This is a genomic window from Streptomyces sp. DF42 (genome assembly GCF_058267695.1).
The window spans coordinates 7,168,913-7,191,921 of the sequence record NZ_CM177859.1 but is presented as its reverse complement, the minus strand read 5'-3'; the positions used below and the strand labels follow the sequence as shown (position 1 = coordinate 7,191,921).

At 66.7% G+C, this 23,009-nt stretch carries 13 protein-coding genes; 3 read left to right on the top strand and 10 right to left on the bottom strand.

Annotated elements, in window-relative coordinates:
- Nucleotides 1-118: 118 nt before the first annotated feature.
- From ACYUED_RS32960 to ACYUED_RS32950, 3 genes are all read right to left on the bottom strand, one after another.
- Nucleotides 119-2,590 (bottom strand): tetratricopeptide repeat protein, encoded by a 2,472-nt coding sequence (locus ACYUED_RS32960; RefSeq protein WP_491288081.1) that lies wholly within the window; start codon nt 2,588-2,590, stop codon nt 119-121.
- Between the two features lie 59 nt (nt 2,591-2,649).
- Nucleotides 2,650-2,883 (bottom strand): hypothetical protein, encoded by a 234-nt coding sequence (locus ACYUED_RS32955; RefSeq protein ID WP_491288078.1) that lies wholly within the window; start codon nt 2,881-2,883, stop codon nt 2,650-2,652.
- 455 nt (nt 2,884-3,338) lie between these two features.
- Entirely contained in the window at nt 3,339-7,919 is a 4,581-nt protein-coding gene (locus ACYUED_RS32950; protein WP_491288076.1) for a sacsin N-terminal ATP-binding-like domain-containing protein, read from the bottom strand.
- A 310-nt stretch (nt 7,920-8,229) separates the two neighbouring features.
- On the opposite strand from ACYUED_RS32950, the gene ACYUED_RS32945 reads away from it, so the two are divergent.
- Together ACYUED_RS32945 and ACYUED_RS32940 are read left to right on the top strand one after the other, a co-directional pair.
- On the top strand, nt 8,230-8,445 hold the full coding sequence (locus ACYUED_RS32945; RefSeq protein WP_491288074.1) for a hypothetical protein: 216 nt from the start codon (nt 8,230-8,232) through the stop codon (nt 8,443-8,445).
- A 265-nt stretch (nt 8,446-8,710) separates the two neighbouring features.
- A complete protein-coding gene (locus ACYUED_RS32940; RefSeq protein WP_491288072.1) occupies nt 8,711-9,694 on the top strand; it encodes a hypothetical protein in 984 nt (327 codons plus the stop codon).
- 353 nt (nt 9,695-10,047) lie between these two features.
- Here ACYUED_RS32940 and ACYUED_RS32935 read toward each other — a convergent pair whose 3' ends face one another.
- Both ACYUED_RS32935 and ACYUED_RS32930 read right to left on the bottom strand, forming a co-directional pair.
- Nucleotides 10,048-10,407, bottom strand: a complete 360-nt coding sequence (locus ACYUED_RS32935; RefSeq protein WP_491294535.1) for a DUF8548 family protein — start codon at nt 10,405-10,407, stop codon at nt 10,048-10,050.
- Nucleotides 10,408-10,778: 371 nt separating this feature from the next.
- On the bottom strand, nt 10,779-11,495 hold the full coding sequence (locus ACYUED_RS32930; protein WP_491288070.1) for a DUF4839 domain-containing protein: 717 nt from the start codon (nt 11,493-11,495) through the stop codon (nt 10,779-10,781).
- A 723-nt stretch (nt 11,496-12,218) separates the two neighbouring features.
- Between ACYUED_RS32930 and ACYUED_RS32925 the strand changes: the two genes are divergently transcribed.
- The gene (locus ACYUED_RS32925; protein WP_491288068.1) at nt 12,219-13,046 is read left to right on the top strand and encodes an SDR family oxidoreductase; all 828 of its coding nucleotides are present in this window, start codon (nt 12,219-12,221) and stop codon (nt 13,044-13,046) included.
- 89 nt (nt 13,047-13,135) lie between these two features.
- Here the strand turns inward: ACYUED_RS32925 and ACYUED_RS32920 are convergent, their stop codons facing one another.
- The 5 genes from ACYUED_RS32920 to ACYUED_RS32900 all read right to left on the bottom strand — a co-directional run bounded on the left by ACYUED_RS32920 (nt 13,136) and on the right by ACYUED_RS32900 (nt 22,946).
- Entirely contained in the window at nt 13,136-14,224 is a 1,089-nt protein-coding gene (locus ACYUED_RS32920) for a site-specific integrase (RefSeq protein WP_054243455.1), read from the bottom strand.
- A 66-nt stretch (nt 14,225-14,290) separates the two neighbouring features.
- Nucleotides 14,291-14,497 carry a helix-turn-helix domain-containing protein gene (locus tag ACYUED_RS32915; RefSeq protein WP_054243456.1) on the bottom strand — a complete coding sequence of 69 codons (207 nt, stop codon included), beginning with the start codon at nt 14,495-14,497 and terminating at the stop codon, nt 14,291-14,293.
- A gap of 234 nt (nt 14,498-14,731) precedes the next feature.
- Complete coding sequence (locus tag ACYUED_RS32910) at nt 14,732-15,358, bottom strand: tyrosine-type recombinase/integrase (protein ID WP_491288066.1); 627 nt, start codon at nt 15,356-15,358, stop codon at nt 14,732-14,734.
- 606 nt (nt 15,359-15,964) lie between these two features.
- Nucleotides 15,965-16,654, bottom strand: a complete 690-nt coding sequence (locus ACYUED_RS32905) for a hypothetical protein (RefSeq protein WP_491288064.1) — start codon at nt 16,652-16,654, stop codon at nt 15,965-15,967.
- Complete coding sequence (locus tag ACYUED_RS32900) at nt 16,638-22,946, bottom strand: AAA family ATPase (RefSeq protein ID WP_491288061.1); 6,309 nt, start codon at nt 22,944-22,946, stop codon at nt 16,638-16,640. Before ACYUED_RS32900 ends, ACYUED_RS32905 begins: the two co-directional genes overlap by 17 nt.
- Nucleotides 22,947-23,009: the final 63 nt, after the last annotated feature.

The window sequence follows — 23,009 nt, the reverse complement described above, 5'->3', positions numbered from 1 at the left end:
CATCGTGTCCCTTTTCCAGCAGGAACGAGTGGCTGAGATCGCACCTTAAGGGCAGGAGTTAACAGGTCCGGGCCCGGAGTGCTCGCCATCTCTCGATGCTCTTTAGCGCTCGTTGAGATCATGACGGTGTCCCTGATCCTCTCGGTCTGCCTCGACCGCAGAACCGGTTTCTGAGCCGGGTGTACAGCAGGCGGCTGGCGCGTCGCGTGCTCTTGGCGGCCAGGTGCTCGCCTAACTTCTCGTACAGCGTGGTAGCCAGCTGAGCCTCCTGCTCTTGACCCGCCTCCCGGTAAGCGGCGGCGGACCGAAGCCATGCGTCACGCGCCTCCTCATCCCGCCCGGACTCGTAGAGGGCGGTAGCCAGGCATCCCCGGGCCCAGCCCTCCCCCCCGGGGTCACCGACGTCCTGGTACAGCAGGCCCGCCCGCTCGTGCGCCGCCGCAGCATCGGCGAAGTCGCGAAGTTGTGCCAGCTCCAGGCCGAGAAGAACCCGAGCACGCGCCTCGTCTTCCCTGGCGCGGCCGGAGCGGTAGCCGCCGGCGGCCATCCTGCGCGCGTCGGCGGCGTCCCGGATACGGCTGGCAGCGTTAAGGGAGTCGGCGAGCTCGTTGAAGGACTCGGCGACCTCGAGGGTGTCATGGAACTCCTCGAACATGGCCAGGGCCTGCCGGTGGACGTCGATCGCTTCATCGTGGCGGCCCAGCGCACGAAGTGCAGTGCCCCGGTTGCGTCTCACCTTCGCCGCCGCATGCGGATCTCCTCCTTCCGCGAGCAGGACCTCAGCTCGCTCGTGGGCGGTGACTGCCTCCTGGAAGCGCTCCTGTGCCTGCCGGATGGTGCCGAGGGTGTTCCAGGCCAGCCCCTCAGACTGCCGATCGCCAAGTTCACGCCAGAGACCGATGCCCTCTTCCGCAGCAGCGGCCGCATCGTCCAGCCGCCCGGCCAGCAGCCGTGCCGCGGCCAGTCTCACCAGGCCACGGGCCTTGTCTACAGGGTCAGCAGCAGGGTGGGATTCCAGCACCTTTTCCTGTAGCGCGGCGCCTTCCTCGGCATTCCCGGACTCCGCCAGGGCCAGAGACAGATCGCTCAGCGCACGGTTCTCTGCCTGGACGTCACCGACCCGGCGGAACTCGTCGGCAGCCAGCCGACTGAGATCAGCCGCCTCCTGAAAGAGTCCGCGCCGATACAGGTATGCCTGCACGAAGGTGGTAAAGCCGTCCATAGTGTCCAACTGGCCCTGATGTGCGGCCAGGCGGCCCAGAGCCATGACGCCGTCGCGCTCCTCGTCGAGCCAGTCCAACGCCGTGTCCGCATCGGGAACGATCGCGTGATAAGGGTCGTCGGGCTGGCCCTGAAGATGGCTGTCACATGCGCGCAGCATCGCCCCGTAGAAGAAGAACAGCTTCTCGACGGCTTGGTGGTATCCGTCCTCTTCGGCATGGCGGTCGGCCAGCTCGGCCGCGTACAGCCGCACCAGATCATGCATGCGCCATCGGCCCGAGCCCGTCGGCTGCTCAGCAATCAACCCGGTGCGGGCCAACCCGGCCAGCAGGGCCCGCATCGCGGCCGGCCCGGCATACGCCTCCGCGACCCCGCCGATCTCTCCGTACAGCAGTGCCACGAACGAGATGTGGCAGTCCAGCCCCGGATGGGCGGTGAACAGCCGGAGCAGCCGTGCCAGTTCTGCGGGCAGCCGGGCGTAGGACAACTCGAACGCGGCCCGCACCCCCACCGGCATCCCGTGGCCGTCGTCGAAGGTCAGTTTCTCCAACCGGGTTCGCTCATCTGCCAGTTGCTCGGCGAAGGAGGCCAGCGGCAGCCCCGGGTCGTCCGCCAGCAATGCACCCACCACGGTCAGAGCCAGAGGAAGGCACCCGCAGTGCCGGGCGATCTCACCCAGTGCATCCGGCTCCCGCCCAGGCCGCGGGTCGGTCGGCCGGATCCGCAGGAGCATCGCGGACACCAGGTTCGCGGCAGCGGCGACGGACAGCTCTTCCAGCTTCACCAGCCGCGCCGGGAAGCCCGGCGCCACCAGGCTGTTCCGCGAGGTGACCAGCAGCCGGTGCGCGTCGTCGGGCGGGATCAGAGGCTGTACCTGGGCGACCTCTCCCGCGTCATCGGCCACGATCAGTACTCGCTGGCCCCTTTCCGCCCGGGTAGCCAGCTCAGAGCGGTACAGCGTCAGCCGCCCGTCCAGTGTGGGTGGCATGTCCTCGTCCCGGATGCCGAGCTCGCCCATCAGCACTGTTACCGCCTGCTCAAGGCCGACTGTGCCGTTCGGGTCGTAACCGCGCAGATCGATGAACAGTACCCCGCCGTCGAACCACCCTCTCTTCGCGGCCTGGTGGGCAACCGTCAACGTCAGTGCACTCTTGCCGACTCCCGGGAGGCCAGCCACCACAGTGACCCCTGGGCCGTTCGGTGACAGTACCGACAGCAGCTCGTCGACGAGCGTCTCGCGTCCGACGAGCGCGGCGGGCGCTTCCGGCAGGGCGCGTAGTGCCGTCGGTGCGGGAGTGTCCGGGGCCGGGTAGACATGCTTGTCCCCGTGCACATAGTCGCCTTCTGCGGCCACAAGGTCGCCGCCCACTTGTATGGCTCGGGCGTTTCCTTCTGCTGCGGCCCGTTGCTCCGACCGCTTCGGGCCCCCTATGGCGTATTCCTTCCACCGATCTGCCGGACGACTGCGTCTCCCCCAGCGTCGATGTCCTGGTTGACCTCATGCGGGTTGACGACCCCGCTCTCCTGGACCACGTTGCTGCGGTCTCGGGCCCGGACCTGCTGCCGTACGGACCTCCTCTGCCCGTCGCCGACTGCCCACCAGGTCCCGAAGGCCAACTCCGCTGTCGCCATCACCGCCGCGAAACCCGCGGCCACCGCCACGGCGTCACTGTCCTTCTGGGGTAGCCAGTCAAATGGGTCCAGTCGCGCCACTCCGAAGCACAGCCCGAACACAACTGCCGCTCCGAGAGCGACAACTACCCACCGTACCGATTGAGACACGATCCCACTATCTCATCAAATGCTCTGCGACAAGCACCAATTCAGTAGACGGACTTTGTATAGGATAGCGGTACAAGGGACAACGGCCTGCTGCGATGGCCGTCGGCCGCGTGTTGGCGAGGTTCCGAGCTGTGGTGCGGACCTCGTCCACCTTGGGGCGCGGGTGGGACATGCTCAGGCTGTGGCCTGCTTCGGTGGCGCTGGATCTACTCGTGCTGGGCGGCCAGCCGCGCGGGCCAGGGCCATGAAGGCAGGGGGTTCGGCTACGGTCTCGTCCCCATTACCTTCGTCGTGGCCCCCGCAATGGAGCTCCCAGGACGTCACGGCCAGCTGACCTAACTTTCCTCCTCGAGTTGGTACACCCGGCTGTGCGTGGCCCTGATGCCCGTGACCGTCACGCTGCTGCTCGGACGGCAGGTCAGTTGTTGGAGCGGCTGCGGGATGATGCGTACGGAGACGGGGCCGGTTCCGGCCTCCAGTCCGGAGACGATGACGAGGAAGAAGTCGTCGTTCTCCGTTGCTCGCTGGAACTCCGCGGGTGTCAGCAGCACCGTGTCGGGCTCGGCATCTTTGTATGCCTTGAGTTCGTAGAACCGCGACAGTGCGTCCACCGCGTCGGCGCCGAGGCCGCGTTGGGCCCGTAGGTCACGCAGCCAGTCGTCGTCGGTGGCGAGTGCCTTGCGCACCACGTCCAGAGCCACCTTTTCCTGCTCCGTGCCCGTGTAGGGGCGCGGTGGCGTGTGCTGTTGGGGGATCGCCGATCCGGCGCGGGGCTGCGGCAGGCCGGACATACCCGAGGTGTACCCGCTCGGCCGTGCGCTGGGCGCGCCCGCAGCCGAGGGCTTTGGCGGCGTGATGATGCCGCTCGGATCGACGAGCCGGAGCCTGCCGGGGTCGACGAGCCTCCGCGGTGGAGCGGCGGGGGGCACAGGCGGGGCTGACGGCCCGGCGGGCGGTGGTGTGCTGGGGGCAGGCAGCAGGATCACTGCCGTCGGTGGAGTACCGGGCACTGTGCCGGCCTGCGCTTTGAACGCGGTACGGCGTTGGTCCACCTCGTTTCCGAGTTCCCGAAGCCGTCGATCGCGTTCGGCCTCCGCCGCTTCCCGGTCGCGCCGCACCTGGTCGTCGGCAAGGCTCAGTTGTACGGCCGTACGGCCCTTCTCGGCCTGGTCACACGCTGCTCCCCAGGCGAGGGCCACCTCGCGGCGGCTGCCCGGAAACCGGGCGGCGATCGCCCGGCCCACCCCGGATGTGCGTGTCAGGGCGGCAGTGTCACGTACGTACAACGTGCCCGAGGACCAGTCGATCCCGGCGTCCACGGGCACGTGCACCGTCTCGCCCGTGTCCGGAAGATCGAGGCGGCAGGCCAGGTGAGGGGCGATGCATACAGTCAGGTCAGCCAGCTGGTCCCACGAGCAGTCCAGGGACTGGGCAACGCTCGCGGCGTTGCGCTGCAGGTCCTCACGGAGGTGGGTGACGGCTGACCGGACCAGCGCTGTGGCGTCCGGGTCCGCCAGGGCCGGCCCAGGGCTGTACACGGTGACATGCTCTGCGGCGAGCTCGCTCACGCGCAGGGCTCCGATCAACGGTCGGAACTGCTCCAATTCGGCTCCCGGGCACCACACCGCACGTTCCCGGCCCAGCGCCTCGGCTACCACTGGGTCCTCGACGGCGTACACGGGCCGCTTGCTTCGCCAGCCTTGACTCGTCCAAAGAGGGAGGCGCCCCAGGCGCTTGGCCGTCAACGCGCCGGGATGGGTACGGCCCGGAGCGGCGAGCATCTTCAGGGTCTCTAGGACGATGGACTGGGTCGTCCCGTCCGGCTCGTCCCGACCCTGTTTCCGGTCCCGCTGGGCCAGCTCCTTGATCACGGCCGTGGCGTCGTCCACAGTCGGCAGGCGCACTGCGAGCCGCTGCCAGAACTCCTCGCTGCCTGGAAACGTGGGAGCGAACGCACGGAGCGGGCCAAAGAGCGGCGCTCCGCGCAGGCACTGGCTCGGCCGGCACCAGCCAGAGTCCGTGAGGACGAGGCCGCTCCCCTCGCCGAACGCCCGGAGGACCGAGCCCAAGGACATCTCCCCCGGGGCGGCCGTGCCATGGACGAAGGCGCGCTCAGCCAGGGCTTGGTAGAGGATCAGTGCCGCGGGCACATCCCTGTCGCCGCCCTCTTCCTCCCGTCGGCGCAGGCGCTGCAGACATTCCACGAGGTCCTCGGTGCGGGCCTCTGCAGAAATGCCCAGGGCGCGCAGCACATCACTGCGTCTGCCGACCAGTTGCTGGATCTCGGGATGGAGGAATCGCTCGTTGTCCGCCCCGTACACCGCGACCGTGCCGGTGGTCCGCATGCGGAGTCGAGCCGGGGCAGACAGTGCGCCGTTACCGGCGTCCAGCCATGGTGTGTCGCGCAACTGCCAGAGCCAGAAGGCTGCGGTCCTGCCCCGGTTCTGCCATGCGTAGTAGTCGAAGACGGCGTCCACCTCGTCGTGGTCGGAAAAGCGGCTCCATGCCCGCCCGAGGACGTGGAACAGCGCTGCCGCCCTGCGCCTGCGGAGCTGCGGGTCCTGCTCCGCCGCTATGCCAGAGGCGACGGCACGTAGGTCGGGGCTTTCGTAGTCGTCGAGCGTGAAGGTCGCTTCCAGAACGCGCAGGGCATCAGTGCGTGCTCGAGGTCCCGAAATGACTTCCGCCGGCAGCCCCTTCGGGCTCTGCGTGAAGCGTTCCCGCGCCCCCGGGTGCCTGCGCAACCTGGGCGCGGTCTCCGCGCCCAGGAGCCTCAGGAACTTACGGGCGCCCATCCCGGCGCCGCCGCGCTGCAGGACCTCGGCGTACCGAGGCCGCAGCCACACCAGCCCGGCCGTGCGACCGGCGGCAAAGGCGAAGCTCTCCTCGCGTTCCGAACTGTCCAGTCGGGCGGGTAGGTACGCCCGGGCGGGAGCGACGTCGATGTCTTCACGTTTTCCGGCCCGGTCGTAGCGATGCCCCTGCAGCCGGATTGCCTGGCCCACGTCGCGCCCCAAGGTCTCTCGTTCGTGGTCCGGCACACGTGCGAAGCCGTCGCGTAGTTCGATGAGCTGGTCATCTGTCAGCCGAAGTGCATTCAGGCCGCTGCTCCCCGCCGCGCCGATGGCCGCGAGGCGCCGGATCACGGCCACCGCGTCCGCGTCGGTCAGCAGCGCCTCCCGCTTACGGAGCCACGCCCTCACCGACCGCGCTTCATCGGTGTCGGCGAGGAATGCCGGATGGATTTCCCGGGAGAATCCGAGACTGGCGCCGAGGCCCCGCGGGGCGTCGGTGAACACCGCAGGTTCCGCAGGCCGGGGCACACGGTGGCGGCCCCCTGAGCTGTCCACGAGCCAGCGGCTCGACAGCAAGGAGGAGTAGATATTCGAGGCAAGTCCCACGGCGGCGAGGCGGATGTTCGCCTGCGGCGACCGGGTTTCGTCGTCGAGGAGGCGTAGCGCGTCGTAGAGGTCCACCGTCACGGGAACCGCACTGTCGTGGTTCTCCCAGTCCGCCAGCACCTCGCGCCATCGACCGTCCTCGTCCCGCGCCACCTTGGGTAGCACGGCGGTCCGCTCGGCGACGCGGGAGATCTCTTCTTCGGTGACCACGCCCACCAGCGTCTCGTCCTCCACGGCGAGATCATCCAGGCCGAGCGGCCCGTAGCCCGGGACGTCCAGGACGAGACCGTGGGACACGCCCGCCCTGGCACGGTCGAGGAGTAGTCGCTCCAGCGCGGCGGCCGGGTCGCGGGAGTCGCGCATGTCGTCGGGGAGCGGCACGGCGCGCCAGGCCCGTGCCGGATCCCGCCGGAACTGCCACAGGGCGGCGGCCTTCCACAGGTCGCCCACCAGTTCATTCAGTGCGCGGTTCCACGGGGTGTCGTCGAGCGCCTGACGGCTGGCGATCGGATCGAACTGGGCACTGATACAGAGGGACAAAGCGGTGTCCGCGACCGGGAGACCGGCGTAGATCCGCCCGGCGTCATCGGGTCCGAGAGGAAGAGCCACAGCGATTGCGGTGGTGGACCCCACCGCCTTGTGAGACCGGGTGATCCCGGAGGGGCTGGGAACGGTCGTACGGCAGATCAGCCACCGGGACTCGTCGCCGGCGCGTGCCTCGCCGGTCTCCACGTCGGCGCTCTGCCCGCCCACCACGGCCTCGAACGGCTCGCCGATCTCTCGGTCGAGCGCCAGCCGGTGCCGGACACGACCTTGCTCGTCCAGGTGCGTGACACTGCCGACACTGCCGAGGAAGAGCAGCGCGCTGTCCCCCCACTCGGCAAGCCACGCGTCCACCTCGTCCGCACCGAGCACACCCGGCTCCAGCGGAACCCGTAGAACCGTCCAAGTGTCGCTGGCGAACCAGTCGGGCGCCGGGAACGGCTCGGCCACGGAGATGTCCGGATCCCCGACGCGGAACCGGTAATGCCCGCAGTGAACTTCCAGATGCGGGGAGAGGGACTGGAGGGTCATCAGGCCAATCCCGAACCTGCCGGTGGATTCCGCCTGCTCTGCCTTGCTTGTCAGCCAGGGCATCGCCAGGGCCACAACGTCCGGCAACCGTACGGGGCTGCCGTTGTGGGCGACGAGGAGTTCCCGTCCCCTCGTCAGAATGCGTACGTCCGTGGCGCTGAGGTCCTCGGCGTTCTGCACGATCTCCGAGAGTCCCTGGAGACGGTCGCTCGACAGATTGCCTGCGTGATCTCGGGTACGTCTCAGCGCGTGCCGTACTTGACCGTCCAGTCCGGCGAACCGGCTACCGAGTCGGTCGACCGCCGCCTCAGTCGCCGCCTCACCCTCCGGCTCCGGTACGACGGCTCCTTCTGGGATGCCCTCCAGAGAGAAGAGCGCATCGGCGGACGCAATCCCCCGCTCCACCGCGGCCGTTCGACGCACCGCATCCCCCGTGCTCATCCCTGCCCCCGCATACCTCGGCACTCCCTACGACACAGGGTAACGAGGCCAGCGCAATCAGCACACGGCAACCCGAGACCTGTCGCCGTATAGCCCGAGCCCAAAGAACAGCCCTAACGCGCTGCTCGACGGGTTAAGCCCGACAAGTCGATTGACCCGCGCTATCTGATCCAGGACGACCACCTCACGCTCCGTCAGAAACAGCGTCGAACGAGCGTCAAGAGTGCACCAGAGGATCGCGGTGATCGACGAGCGGACGGTGATGATCGGCAGCCTCAACACCCTGTCCCAGGCGTGAACCCGCGAGGTCATGGTGACGATGCGCGGCGGCTACTTCGCCCGCAAGCTCCTGGAGCACGAGCACGCCGAGCTGTTCACCCGCCCGCCGAAGTACGCCCACTGCGGCGGCACGAGCATCGAGCTGCGCCGCCGCTCTGGCGCTGCTACGAAGACGGCCTGCAAGACGGGGCCGAACGGCCGGAGCAACGCCAGGAACCAGGACATCAGGGTGGGGGGCAGGAGTTGAGGGATCGAACAATGTTCACCCCCGATCAGGATTCGTGAACTCACTGGCATTCCCGGCACCATCTGTGGCAGGCTTCCGCGTGCCAGCAACGGGGTCTCGCTCGTAGCCAGATCACCAGCTGCGCTTCAGCCAAGGAGTCTGCGGACGCACCCGGACCACCGGCTTGTCTCTCACCTCATCTTTCACGTAGTAGGCACGAGCCTGCGGCGGTGTTCCCTGCCGTGCCCGCGCTCGATGCCCGCGCGCACCACTCGGAGGCTCAGCCATGCCGGCACGTTCCGCACCGTCGCATCTCTTCTTCCTGACCCAGCCCAAGGGCAACGGCGCCATCCTGTTCAGCATGCGGGGGACACCCCGCGGACCGGAGCTCTCGAAGATCGGGACGTTCGAGGATCGCGACGAATCCCAGCTGCTCACCCTCACACTCAATACGGCTCTCCAGGGAGGAACAGGCGCCCTCGCGAAGGTTCACCGGTGTTCGGCATCCCTGCCTGGCCCCCTCAGGAGGGCAATCACTGACATCGCGGAGGAGATCGAGGACACAAATGGTGACGCCCCACGGGCCCAGGCTGCGCGCAGAACCGCGCGGGCCGTTACGGAGAGCCTGGGACAGCGCAACGCGGCCGTGTTCTCGCTTTTCAGCGCTACCGACTGCGGGAGCTGCCAGAACTGCGGCTGCACTGTGGACGAGGACTGCGCAAAGTGCGCTGTCTGCGACTCGTCCCCCCGGGGGCGCGGCTGCGGGGACTGCGGCGGTGTTGGTGTAACGCCCAGGACCGCATTCGTTCTCCATCGGCAGCTGAAGGACCTTGCGGACAAGACGTACCTCGCCGCTTATGACCCCGACTTTTGGGAAGACAGCGTTCCGGTCAGTGCGGAGGCCCAGTCGAACTGGTTCCTGCTTCACTGCGCTCGCGCGTACGACGACCTCGCGGCCGATCTGCTCGCCGGTGGCATCCCGGAACCGCGCTGCCTGGCCGAGAGCGTGCTATTCGGCCATGCCGTGAGCAGCATCGGCGGGTTCAGTATCGAATCCGCCTGCGCGGACGAGGTCTACCAAACCCTTCCGGCCTCTCGGTTCGACTACGACTGGGAGTTCCTCGCTAATGAGAGCGGGCTCCTCGACGTCAGCGACAGGGCGCACCACTTCCTGGAAGCAGACGTGGCCGAAGACGACCTTTGGGACGAGTGGTTCAAGCCTTACACCGACGTCGAGCCCCGGAGCACGACCCACGGGTTCCGCTGCTGACGTTCGCCCGGACCCAAGCCATGGCCGGGACGGGCGTCCAGTCCGCTCGACTGAACGCCCGTCCACGGGGCCCGGCTCGACTGCTCCCTGGTGCCCTTGCCCGCCGGGAACGGGCAGGTCGGTCGCGACTCCAGCTGCATAACGAATCGAACAGGTGACCCGACGCACGGGATCACGGTAATTTCCCCGGCCACAGGACGGTTCCGCCTGGCCTCGATGGTGCCACCGCAGGATCTTGGCTAGCTGGTGGGAGGAGAAGACCGGAGACGAGGTCCGCGAACTCGGCCACGCATCACCCACGAGCAGATCAGCCTGCTGTAACCGCACCTACAACGGCCAGGACCGCTGGGTGGCTACGGGGCCTTCGACCTATGCCGCCAAACGGCATGCTCCAGTGCACCTTTGTCGTGCCCGAGAAGTGCGGCGGCTTCCTCATACACTGCGCGCAACTGGTCGTATGGCAGGTCCGGAACACCAGCATCCACGGCGAAGGCGCGCAGATGTACGTCAACGGCGACATGCGAACGGCCGACGAGATTGCCTATGTAGTCGATGCTCTTCGGCCCCACTCCCTTCACCGTGCGCAGAGCGGCGCGATTGGCCTGATGATCGAGCCAGGTGTGAAGGTCCTCGCGGGTATCGACCCCGTCGGCAGCGAGGAGGTCGGTGATGGCGTGAGCCGTCGCGACCTTCTGTGCGTGGTTGAACTTCATGGCCACGGCAAGGTCTTCCGTGACGAGCCGGCGCTGGAAGCCGCGGACTGTTCTTGCATCAGCCCAGCTCAGTTGCAAATGGAGGAGCCGCGGTCGGAGAGTCCTCTCGTAGTTGCACCGGGGCTGGAAGCTGACGTCGCAGATGACGGCACCCATGTGGGTCCATCCGCCGGGCTGGAGAAACGGTCCGCTGCCAAGGAGGTGTCGAACGTGGTCGGCTAGCCGCTGGGCAGGGCTGGATGCGAGCATGGGTCAAGGATGGCGCTGCCGTCTGGCAAGCTGGTGGGAACGTCCAAAACTCTCGAATGTGATGGAGCAGGGGGCCGTTCCATCGGGCAGCTCCCTTCATGATGGGAGGCTGCCCACTTCGGCTACCGGGTCTCCGTCGAGACCGGGGCGAGGCGGAATAGGCACTGGACCGTGTTGAACTCGATCACCTCGGCGATGAAGCGGAACTTGTCGCCAACTGCAATGGTGGCAGGGACCTCCTTGCCGGTCAGGTGGAGGTTGCCGGTGTTGACGTCCTCGTACTTGAAGTTCGGGCCGTCCGTCGTCTGCGGCCCCTTGTCGCCCGGGCCGAGAAGGAAGTCGTAGCGGGTCCGGTCATCCGCGTGGGCCGCCATGTGCCTGATTGACCCGTCGAAGGCGACCGTCTGCCCCTCGTGCTTGGTTGCGAAGTTCACGTTCTCTTCGCCACACGGATCCGCCTTCAACAACGTCGCGAACTCGGGACTGTTCTGCGCCGTGATCACCTCAGCGGTAGTCGGCTCGTCTGCGGGCGGCGTAGCAGAAGGCTTCTCACTGGCGGCCGTCGAACTGGCCGACGCGCCCTTCTCCTCGTCGCCGTCGCCGAGCGCAACGCCCGTGCCGATGATGGCGGCCAAGACCACAAGGGCGGCAGCCCCCGCCCCAATCAGACGCCAAGGCAGTGGCCTCTTCGGCCGACGGAAGTTGAGGGTGGTGCGAAGTCTGCCTGGGAGCTGTTCCACGAGCTCCCATCCGTCCTTCTGCATCTTCGAGATCACCAAACCGTCGGTGCCCCGAACCGTCTTCACTGCCTTGTACTCGTACTTGATCTCATCGGCCATGCGGCTCCCCGCCCCCTGAAGCGAACTGGTCATACCAACTGGGCGCGAGCATAGATGACTCCGCGAGGAGCCCGGCGTCACGAACTGGCGGCTCATCAAGGGGATCCGCAGCACGCTGAACGCGTGTAACGGGAGACCGTAGTCGGCACGCACTGCCGAGGGCACACCTCGAGTTGATCACCGTTGGTAGCCTCACGAGCGGCGCAAGTGTTCGCCCGGCTCCATGGCCTGCTGATGCAGCTGGAGGGGCAGATGGAGGGCCGTATAGTTCCAGCCCGTCGGCCTGTGTCATCGACATAAGGAGCGTGAAGACTTCCACCAGCCTCCCCACCCGGAGCCAGGGAAGCGACGCCGGCAAGACGGTCGTGGGTCCTTCGTCGGCCCGCCCCCGCTCTCCCGCCCGAGATGATCGTTGAGCTCACCCTTAGGGCCCCTCGACCACCAGCTTCGTCAACTGCGCCAGCAGACCGCCCTCAACTGCCGACTCGCTCGCACGCGTGTTCTGCTTCATGCCGCTCTTCCGCGGGAGACTCACCAGTTTTAACTGATGCTCTCTGTTGAGGAGTTACACGAGGACTCACCACACAAACCCTGCCTCGAACTTGGGTGAGCGCACGACCGTGCTGCGGTCCCCTGCGGGATGCTCACGCCGAACGGGCCCGGCCTCCTGCCGCATTTTCCGTGCTCTCCGCCGCCGCGACAGCATGCCTTAGCGTGTGCGGCATGAGGATGCTGATCATTGGTGGCAGCGGGTTCTTAGGGACGGAGCTGCTGCGCCAAGCGCAAGTACGGGGCTGGGAGGCGGATGCTACGTTCCACTCCCGCCCCAGTGCCGCGCAGGCCGGCGCCTGGCACCAGCTTGACGTCCGTGATCCCGCACAGGTGGAAGCGCTCCTGGTTACGGTGGCACCTCGCGCGGTGATCAACGTGACAAGCGGCGGTGCGGACTGGGCGATCACTGCGGACGGCTCCATCCACATCGCCATGGCCACCGCGAAGCTCGGAATCCGCCTGGTACATGTCTCCTCTGATGCCGTGTTCTCCGGCATCGGCAAGGCCCGTTACGACGAGACCTGCGCCCCAGACCCGATCACCCCGTACGGGGCCGCGAAGGCCGCCGCTGAGACCGCTGTGCGACTGCTGTGCCCGGACGGCATTGTCGTCCGCACCTCTCTGATCATCGGCGACGGAGGATCCCACCACGAACGGGTGGTGCACGAGCTGGCTGCCAACGAGCGGGAGGGAGCCCTGTTCACGGACGACATTCGCTGCCCCGTCCACGTCGCCGATCTTGCGGCCGGTTTGTGGAAGCTCGCGGCCTCGAACGAGGCAGGCGTCTTCCACCTCGCCGGCACCGACGCCCTCAGCCGCTACTCGCTGGGCGTGCTCATCGCCCGCCGCGATGGCATCGCAGCCTCTTTGCTGCCCGCGGGCCGTCGGGCGGACACTCGGCTACCGGGGGCACTGGACGTACGCCTCGACAGCCGTGCCGCGCGATACCGGCTGGGCATCAGGCTCCGAGGCGCCAGGGAGTTCCTCCATACGAGGTAACACCCGCTGGCCGACCCCAGCCAGTCCGGGCGTCACCTGCTGTCAAACGCCTTCACCCCCGTCCGGCGCGGACAGGGGTGAAGGAACGTTCATGCTGCGACGGTGAGCGGGGCTTCCATCCGCTCCCATGCTCCGAGGACGGCCTTGTGCGCGTCCGGCTGCAGGTGAGCGTAGCGCTGGGTGGTCTGGAAGCTTTCGTGGCCGAGGAGGTGCTGGACTTCGTAGAGCGAGACTCCCTTCTGGACCAGCCACGAGGCGCAGGTGTGCCGCATGGAGTGGGGCGGGTAGTGCGGGACGAGCTGTTGCTCGCCATCGGTGTCGAAGTAGTAGGAGGCTTCGACGGTGGGCCACCAGGTCTGCCGGCGCCAGTTACTGTCGGCGAGGAGGCGCCCGGTACGGCCCTTGGTGATGGTGGTGAAGACCACGGCGTCCCGGTCGAGCCGGTGGATGTGGCGTTCAAGGGCATCCAGGACGTGGGGCGGGAGCGGGACTTCCCGGCGGCTCTTGGAGCTCTTGGGGTACTCCTTGATGCCGCTCTTGCTGTTGACCTCCACCACGAACAGGCGCGCGCGACGCGTGTCGATGCGGTGGCGGTGCAAGCCGGTCAGTTCTCCCCAGCGCAGACCGGTGTAGAAGCCGAGCAGGCACATCGTCCGCCACGGGGCGGGGAGTTCGTCCAGGATGCTCTGCGCCTGGTCGAGCGTGAACCACTGCGGCGGTTTCACCGCGATGGTGGGCAGGTCGATGCTGCGGCAGGGGCTTACCGCGATCACGTCATCGTCGACGGCCGCGCGCATCATGGAGGACGTCAGGTTGTAGGCCCGCTTGATCGCAGCGGCCCCCGCGCCCTTCTCGACCAGGGTCCGGATCCAACTCTGAACGTCCATGCGGGTGATGGCCCGCATCTCCCAGTCGGCCCAGTAGGGCATGACGTGGTTCTTGATGTTGGAGGCGTCGCCGCGCAGCGTGTGGGGCTCAACGATGCGAGCGTTCCACCACCGGTCGTGCCACTCACAGAACGACACTTCACCGGCCCGCGGGTCGCGCATACCTCCGCGCGCGAACTGGGTCTCCATCTCGATGCCCCAGGCCCGCGCCTGAGCTTTGAGGGGAAACGACTCGCTGAACCGGTCTCCTATCCGGTTGCGGACGGTCGCCTGCCACTTTCCAGACTTCAACTTGCGCAGGTACGCGGTACTACTCCTTTGTTCGAGGGTGGAGCGGGACAAGCCGACGGCAAGAGATCAGCGGCGGGACCTCGGGGCAGCGACCGACCTGCTGGTGATGAACTCCTCGAGCCCGGCAAGGGGAACACGGACACGGGAACGCCCCGCTCCGGTCCGCAGATCGACGACCGGCAACTCACCAGCAGCGATGAAGCGGTAGACCGTACGGCGGTCGACATCCAGGGCGGCGGCGACAGCGGGAATGGACAGCAAGCGGGCAGGCATGGGTAGATCCTTGACGATGGGGGCGAGATGGGTGCCCGGCGAAGCGGCAGCCGGTCCAGGGCGAAGGTCAACCAGCTCCCTCAGGGCAGTGAGACCTCACCTCGAAGTGGAACCTCGCAAACCAGGATTTCGTGACGTGACGGTGTCGCTGGGCGTGAGGACTGACGAGGGGCAGAGGGATGAAATCGGTAGGGTGCCCGCGCTCCGCGGATCGGCCGGAGCGCGGGCGGAATTTCATCGCTTGAGCTCTGGAAGGGCCATGGCCTTGGCCAGGCGATCCCAGTCGATGTCGGCATCCTCCCGACGGAAGCAGTACGGGTAGCGAAGTGCCAGCCAATCCGGCGTCACACCGGCCAGCTCGGCAACCGCGAAGGACGAGATGCCCATCCTCAGCCACTCCACGAGGCACGACTCCCGCAGGATGGAGATGGGCTCCCCCAGACGCCACGAGTACCGCTCGTCCCGGGGCAGGACAGCCTCTTGGGCCTGCTCCCACACTTGCTGGTAGACGGAAGCCGAGAGCGGCCCACCGCGCCTGCCGGGAAACAGCAGATCGCCCTCCCTCAGACCAGCCTCATCGATCCAGAGACGCAGAAACTCAACGAAACGGGGCTGGAGGGGAATCTCCCTAGCTACTCCTCGGTGACGAGCCGTCAACTGACCCCCCTCGCCCTCCGGGAGCATCACGTCGCGAACTCGCAGGGCGCGAGCCTCCCCCGGACGCAGTGCCTGCTCGGCCACGGTGAGCATGAAGGGGTACACCGAGCGATCGGCACCCGCGTGCCCACGTATCCACTCGAGCAGCGATCGAACTTGCTCCACGGAAAGCAGCCATTCTTCGTCCATTACGTCGACGGACACAGCGATTAACTCCTCAGGGAAAGGGACAGAATGCGCCACTCGGGGATCCGCGTGACAGATTCAATGGTCGGCACGATCCCCGGTTTCGGTAACCGGGGATCCCGTGCTATAACGCCACGGGATCTCAACGATGCTGACGTCAGATCCACGTCAGGGATGGCGACGGCAAGTCATCACGATCTTCAGGAAGCGCTCTAGATTGACTTGCACAGGGCCCTCTATTCCAGTCCGTTCCGGCCCCAACTTGTCTGCCGTCGGCGAACCGCCCCGATGCCGCCGCCTCGCAAGGGAGCATCGACAGCGCCCGTTTCGTGGCCCGAAGCAGCCGAACAGAGCAGGCGCCTTCTAAGCGCCTGCTCTGAATTCTTGCGCCCGTAGCCCGACTTCGACACCGCCGACATCGCGAGTCCGGCACGCAGGACAAGGTCGTCCAAGCTAAGGGCGGGATCGCCGAAGCCCTACCCATCAAGGGGCTCCCCGTCCTCAACGCCCCCCATTTCACGGCCGTGACCGAACGCGCCAACGCCCGCGTCATCACCTACGGCTTGGACGCACCGTCGGCATCCGTGCCACCGAGACCGCCCTCAAGGGCCAGGGCTGGCCCTCCTACGCAGGTGTCTCTCCCGAGGAAGCGGTCTCTTCCTGATCGCCGTCATCTGGTGAGGTGGCAGCCTTTACAACCGCCCCCAGGAGGTCGGTGATGGTGTTTCGATATGCCTCCGCAAGTTCGGCAAGCATTTCGATAACAGCGGCCGTGCCGGGTTCGTCGACATCGGCGTCCGCGGAGGTCTCCACCTCGTCTCTCCGCTGGAGGGCTGCTGCTCTTCTTGGCGAGTGGGCCGCATACCGCAAGACAGCCGACTCCTGCTCGGTGAGATCGCGGCCGAATCTGTTCAGCCACTCTGCCTCGTCTTCCGGGCCTTCGTCGATCGTCAGGTCGACCAGGATGGCCAAGACGTTGTGGTGAATCTCGTGCAGCCGCGCCCGCACGGTAGGCCGCGACCAACTGTCGTTTCCCGGTTCAGGTAGCGCATCGAGGGTCGAAGCCAGTTTCGCCGCGTATGGGGGCGGCCATCCGGAAGGCCACGAGGACCGGGCCTGCCAGATTCGCAGGATCGCGTCCCGTGCCTCAGCAGCGCGGGCTGCGGCGTCCGGCGCGTTCCGCTCACGCGCCTGATCGGCTTCCGTCACGAGGCGAGCTGTGTGGTGTGCGAGCCACCGGACCAGAGTGTTGTTGGTGTGCTCGTCGCCGAACTCGGCCAGGATGCGTTCGCCCAGCTCAGCGACGGAGTCCACTGGCGGTGAGGTCTCCGGTGGCGTCGAGGAGATAGATGCGGCTGACGGGGATCCGGTACCCGTCTCGTCGTTGTCCAGTTCGGCGCCGTGCAATCTGAACCTCCGTGATCAGGCTTTTTCCTGTGGCGGCGAGATACCGCAACAATGTGTCCCGCCTGATGTGGACACGGTAGCCAGATGAGACGAGCGTAGATTCTAGGTCACGTCCCGGGTCAGGGTCGGCCCATTGCTGAGCCTGCGCCACGATGCCTCCGTCGTTCGCTGTCAGCGTTAGATGGGCGGCGTCGACTGCCGTGCGGCTCTGAATCCTGAATGCCTTCCCTGGCAGGGGAAGTTCACGACGCAGCTCGTAGGCGTATGCATCGTGCCGGTCGAGGTATTCCGCGGGATCGTAAGGACGAAGAATCCATCCGCTGAGGTGAAAGGCACCTTGGTCGACTTCGAATTCTTCCTCTTCTTCGTCGGGAAGCTTCCAGTCTGTCGGGCTGGAGGCCGAGGCGAGGGCGCGCTGCAGGTCGGCGGCATGACGAGGATCCACGAGGGCCGAAGCCACACTCACCGTCTCGAGGGTGCCGGAATCCTGGAGTCGTACACTCGCCGCCACACGGATCATGTCCGATACACCGCCTGCCCCGTCGTCGATCGTTAGCCCGAGGGCACGATCGAAGTCAGCGAGCGATGCAGTATCCCAAGTGGCGGAACGCGCCCGGGGCAGAAGGAACTCCGGATCGGCCGGGACCGGTGTCCCGAGGTCTGCGAGCCAGCCGGTCGGGGCCGGGAGGTGTGGTAGCAGCCAGTCCTCCCAGGAGTCATCTTGTTCATGTGCCAGGGTTCCGGCACGGACCGGACGGCCTTCGTCAGCGAGGTGCCCGGCTGTGGCCATCATGGCGTGATACTCGATGTAGAGCCGGAGACTCTCCTCGCGAGGAATGCTTCCGTGCCTGTGACCGGTGCGTTCGTAGGAGCGCTCGTCGCGCAGCTCTCGGACATCGGTCCACCAATCGTCCGTGCTCAAACCCCATCGGTCGATGATGAATTCCTCGGCGGTCTCGACGATGGCGTCCACCTCGACGTCGAAGACCTCGGCCAGCGGCCCGTACCAATAGGGGATGGTGTCCATGGAATCAAAGTCGTAGCGACCGTGGCGGGAGGTTCTGTCGCGTCGCGCGTAACTGCGTCCGTAGTCCACGAGCCAACTGGAGGGCTGGTTGGCCAGGCAAAGCATCTCAACCTGCGTGGGATCGGCGTTGGCTGCTGCCGCCACCGCCAGGCCAATGCGACGCGCCAGTTCACGGATCTGTGCATGAGGGAACACTCGATCAGTAGCGACGCGCATGAACTCACGGAAGTGCGCCGCAAGAATATTAGGACGCTCCACTGCCACCCGCTCAAGTGCCGCAAAAAGTGCGGCGATCGCCGAGAAGCTGTAGAACTGGTTCGCATCCCGGAAGGTTCCCGGCTCATTGTCGTCCAAGCGTCGCATCAGGTCCGCTACAAGCGACTCGGCGTCAGCAGCGGAGGAGGCGCTCAGTAGTTCGCGAGTGGAATGCGCCGCACGCCAGCGTAGTTCCCGCTGAGGGTGCCCGAAGGTGCTCCAGAGCAGCAGGGAAACGGCCGTCGCCGCGCTCTTCCGTTCGGCGGCTACGGTGTCGTGCGGAACACGGTCGTCGAGGAGCCCCAGAAGGGCCGAGCCGGCATCGGCGGTGGGGCACAGATGCCCAAGGAGGACTGCGACGCTCCGCCATCCGTAGGCCCGCAGCCCCTGCCGTGCCTCCGGCAGGGCGGCCAGAGCGGCGTGCCGGATGGCCAAGTCGTCTCCGAAGACCCTTAGTTGTTCGATCGTGCTTTGAGTGTCATGCCCCCAGAGCACCTCGGTGAAGAGTCGACTAACCAGGTCGGGAAGCCTTGCAGCCGCCCATGTCGCTACCGCTGGTGTAGAACTCCAGCGGCGGACGTGGTCGGACAGGACCGCTAGCGCGTCGTTCGTGTCCAAGTTCGGCAGCGACGCGACAGTTGTCAGAGCGTCCAGGCGCTGTCCGTAGGGGGTGTATTGGAGAACCGCCGTAATGAATCCACGCAGTTCTTCGCCGTAGACACGAGCGTCGGTCAGAGTTCGTACGTCCTCTGCCATCGACACCCAGCTGCGAGACGTGGCCCCGGACAGCAAGGCTTGAACCTCGGGAGCGTGGCGCTCACTACCGCCCCAGTCTCTGCTGGAAGCCTGGCCAATGACCGAACCTTCCCGTACGTCTCCGAGCCGAATTACGGCTTCGAGCGCCTGCCGGATGCTGCTCCCGTGCCCCATCTGCTCGGCAGCGTCGACAAGGTGCCGCGCCCTTGCCGGCTGATCGCGTGCGGGAACACGACGCCGCACCCATTCCGCCGCTCTCAACAGGACACGGCGGCACTCCTGCCTCTCCGTAGCACCGCTCGCCGCCAGCCTTTTGGCGACGTTGAGCTGCAGAAGCCAACGACCTCCGTCGTCGGCAATCAAGTGGTCCAGGAAGAGAAGCTGCTGCGAGGGGATCTCTCCGTTGTGAACTGCACCGGTCAATGCGGCAGGCAAGGTGGACGAGAACCCGATGCGGTCCTGGTCATCCCATCTGCTGGCAGCCGCAAGGCCGGTGAAGGGGTCCAGGCGAGCCGCCGCGCCGGCGATCTCCGCATAGGGAATCTCGGCGGCGTCACTCACGTGCGGGGCCATCAGTTCCGCGGCTCGAACGAGACGCGCGGCGGTATGAGCCGGATCAAGACCGGAGTTGTTGGCGCGGTGGGCGAGGTCTACGTGGACCTGCAGGAGACGGGCCGCGTCGTCGTTAACTCCGGTCGCTGCTTCCACAGCCTGGTCGAAGAGATGTCCTCCTAGATCCACATCCACCTTCGCTCCCAGCTCCGCCAAACGAGCAAGGAGGTCAAGGCGTTCCTGTGCTGGATAGTCGTTGCTGTTGACGTAGTCGGCCGCCCTCGTGCACAGGTCGGCTGCCATGCCCTTGAGATGCGAGTGTGGCAGGAGTAGGGCCGCCAGTTCCATCCAGAGTTCAGGCGCACCGTCACGACGGATGGCCTCCGCGGCCCCGGCCAGACGATCGACGGCCTCCTGTGCCACTTGGGTGTCCAGGGCGGCGGAGGCCACTAGGCTTGCCCAGGCCGGATAGGACCTGTCGTACGTGAACCACCGGTGCGTGGCGCGCTCCATACGTGCGGCGATTCCTCGATCACAAAACGTGAGGACCTCTTCGGCGTCCGCTTGCCCCAAGGAGGCGCGTGCAGCCAGCACGGCGGCTGCGGCGATGGCCTTCACGAGTTGGAGCCATTCATCGCGTTCGCGCGCCCGGGGGTCAGTGGTGCGACCCGTTTCGTCGGTGCGTGACTGCAGTGTGGCGGGAACGAGCGCGGCGACGTCCATGTCGTTGCCGCTGAGCACTGCGTCTGCGGCATGGCAGCGCAGAAGCACAGTGCCTGGCTCCGTGGATCCCGCATAGTTCGAAATACCGCTGGGCAGCGCCGTGGACCAGCGTTTGGCCAGGTCGGCAGTCAGCTGACGGTCGCCGTGCCGCAGCGCCTCGTCGAGCACTCGTGACTGCACTGGCAGAGGCTCGGCAGGCAGGTCCAACAGCAACGCAGCAAGTACTTCGTCGACCCACTCCGCGTCCGGCTCATCGGAAGGCGATACGACAGCGGCGAAGACGCGTGCCTGCGCCTCCGCCGGAACCCGGTACCTCTTCAACAACCGTCGTACGACGGCAGGATCGACATCATCCGCCAGGCGTTCTGCCAGTGCCACGGCGGCCTCCAGCACGAGGTCACCGGGGCGCCATCGCCGCAGTTCTCTCAGCGCGGCCCTGACCCCGTCAAATCGATAGCACGCCTCCGCTGCCGCGGCAACGTCGTCCGGCGTGACATCCCAGTGCTTGCCCTCCCCGTTCCGCTGAGCCATCCAGCGACGCAGCCAGCCCCCGGCGCTCTCCAGGTCAGCCCGGGCCACGTCGTGCCGTTCCGGAGTACGGGACAGCACCGCAGCCGTCTGGAGGAACACCGGGGCGAGCCAAGACCCGCTCGGTGTGCGCAGTACGTGGGCTCGCAGGAGGTCCGGGTCCGTATAGCGGGCGACCAGCTCCAGATGTGACTCGGTCAGGCGCGACAGCGTGTCGAAACGGGACGCCGTGTCGCAGCCCCGAACGGCCAGTCGTACGGCGGCTGCCGCGTCGGCCGTTTGTGCTGCGGCTCGCACAGCCAGGTCCAGGCGTCGGCCCTGGACCTCCTCTCGGCGAAAACCGTCCGTAATGCCGACAGGAGTGGCTTCTTCCAGGACCAGTTGCAGCAGCTCCTCCAGGCGGCCCGACGCTGCCAGATGGTCGGCCACGTGCGCTGCAGCGTCCGCGTCGGTCGCCCGCGCGGCGAGACACAGATCCGCCAGTCGGCTGTGTGCCGCGATCACTTCGGAGGGATCCACGCAGTCCCTGACATGCGTTTCGAAGTCTTCGTCCCGGAACTGGATCGAGTCGTCGACGACCTGGACTCCGGGGGTGAGCCCCGCTGCGAAGTTCCTGACGGCCGGCAGGTCGACGTCGAGAGCGGTGGCAAGTGTCTGAAGCGGCACCGGGCGGGAAAGCGCCAACATCAACGCGAGCCACCGTAGACCACCGGCGTCCGCTCCGCCCACATGCAGAGCCGAGTCGATGAGATCCTCGAATACCGCCTTGGGAGTCCGCTCCGATTTCGCCAGTAGCGTGGACATGTCCCAGGCATGCTCGGCGGCTTGCTGAAGGACGTAGAACTGGGCTCTGGGATTCCCTTGAGTCCTGTCGTGGAAAGCGTGGGCGTCCTCCTCGGAGGCGTCCGGCCGGTGCCGACGCAAGTGCGCCGCAGACGTGGGAGCGTCGAACGCTGCGAGCGGAACCTCCTCGGCCGCCGTCGTAGCCCCCAGCGAACCGACCCGGTGGCTGCGGGCGGTGAGCACCACGGCGACTCGCTGGGGCAGTGCCAGGCGGACCAGCTCCGACAGAAAGGAGCGATTTCCGCATTCCCGAGCCGCTGTCGCGGCGTTGTCAGCAGCGTCGACGGCCAAGACCACCACGGCGTTCCGCGGAAGGCCGGCGACGGCTCCGTCGAGCGTGCGGCGGAGCCGCCGCCAAAGGTCCTCATGCCGCTGCGAGACCGGAATGAGCAGCGGAGTTCCGCACAACTGCGCCAGTTCGTTGACCACTTGGGTGACGAATCGCTCCGGCGTGTGCCGCTCTTCACCTGCACTCAAATAGTCTCCGCCGCCGTAGCAGTCGAAGTGGACGACCTGGGATCCCACCGGCAGGTGGTCGTTCATCTGGCGGATCGCCGTGGTCTTCCCAGCCCCGGCATCTCCGTGAGCCACCACGAGTCGTCCCGGATGCCTCATGACGGCGTCTGCGATGGAACGGGCACCGGGCGCGGGGAGCGGATCGGCAACTTCCGTGAACCGAGCAGGTGCCGGGTACAGATCCAGCAGTTCGGGAGCCCCTAGTTCCGCAAGGACGTCGCTTGCCGCCACTCCCTTGCGGTTGCTGTCTGGCAGTGCCTGCGCACGGACGAGGTGGAACAGCTTCAGGGCCGAGTCGTGGCCCTTGCCCGGTGTCAGCTCAGCCGCTCCGGACTGAACCGCGCGGGCCAGTGCAGCCCTGTCCATGGCGCCCGTCTGTGACAGATCAAGGGCGCCCATGAACGCGCAGAACTGCTGGCTGCTCAGCCGGGCGCCTACCGCCTCAGACAGAGACCGGACAGTCGCAGCCTGCTCGGCAGGGAGCGCAGCGAGAAGAGCCCGGGTCTGGACCGCCTGCCCTTGGTCTGCAACCCACGCCGTCGCAGCTGCTACAGAGGAGACCAGCTCGGGCGCGGCCGACTGGTTGCTGACCAACGCGATACGGGCCTTGGACGCGACATCAACCCCATGTTCGTCCACAAGCCGTCGATAGGCAGCCGCCAGATCCGCGATGACGGATCGTGCTGGCGTCGTAGTGCCGTTGGCGCGGTACCGCACGCTCTTCTTGCAGAGCCTTGCCGTTGTCCATTCGGTGTCCGGGTGACGCGAGCTGTACTTCAGCTGCGACAGGACAAGAGCTTCTGCCGAAGCGGCATCGTCGCCCCCCAGGTACTCGGCAACGTCCACCGTCTCGTACTCGTCGTCTGGATCATCGACGTGGGCAAGACCTTCGAGTGTGACACGCCGGAGAATGGTGCCCGGCTCGACCAGCTTCAGCGCCCGGCTCGCCGCCCACCAGAAGTGGAAATCGTCTCCGGCATTCGACTCCGGCGCACCCACCCTGCTCCCCCTTAACACTGCACCGGTCGAGACGACCGACGCGAGGGGCACAGAATATCCCCG

Excerpts from the sequence above, each read along its gene's own strand:
- ACYUED_RS32940 (WP_491288072.1), top strand. The coding sequence starts at position 8,711 with ATGCCGGCACGTTCCGCACCGTCGCATCTCTTCTTCCTGACCCAGCCC.
- ACYUED_RS32915 (WP_054243456.1), bottom strand. The coding sequence starts at position 14,497 with ATGCCTGCCCGCTTGCTGTCCATTCCCGCTGTCGCCGCCGCCCTGGAT.
- ACYUED_RS32945 (WP_491288074.1), top strand. The coding sequence starts at position 8,230 with ATGGTGACGATGCGCGGCGGCTACTTCGCCCGCAAGCTCCTGGAGCAC.
- ACYUED_RS32930 (WP_491288070.1), bottom strand. The coding sequence starts at position 11,495 with ATGGCCGATGAGATCAAGTACGAGTACAAGGCAGTGAAGACGGTTCGG.
- ACYUED_RS32950 (WP_491288076.1), bottom strand. The coding sequence starts at position 7,919 with ATGAGCACGGGGGATGCGGTGCGTCGAACGGCCGCGGTGGAGCGGGGG.
- ACYUED_RS32925 (WP_491288068.1), top strand. The coding sequence starts at position 12,219 with ATGAGGATGCTGATCATTGGTGGCAGCGGGTTCTTAGGGACGGAGCTG.
- ACYUED_RS32935 (WP_491294535.1), bottom strand. The coding sequence starts at position 10,407 with ATGAAGTTCAACCACGCACAGAAGGTCGCGACGGCTCACGCCATCACC.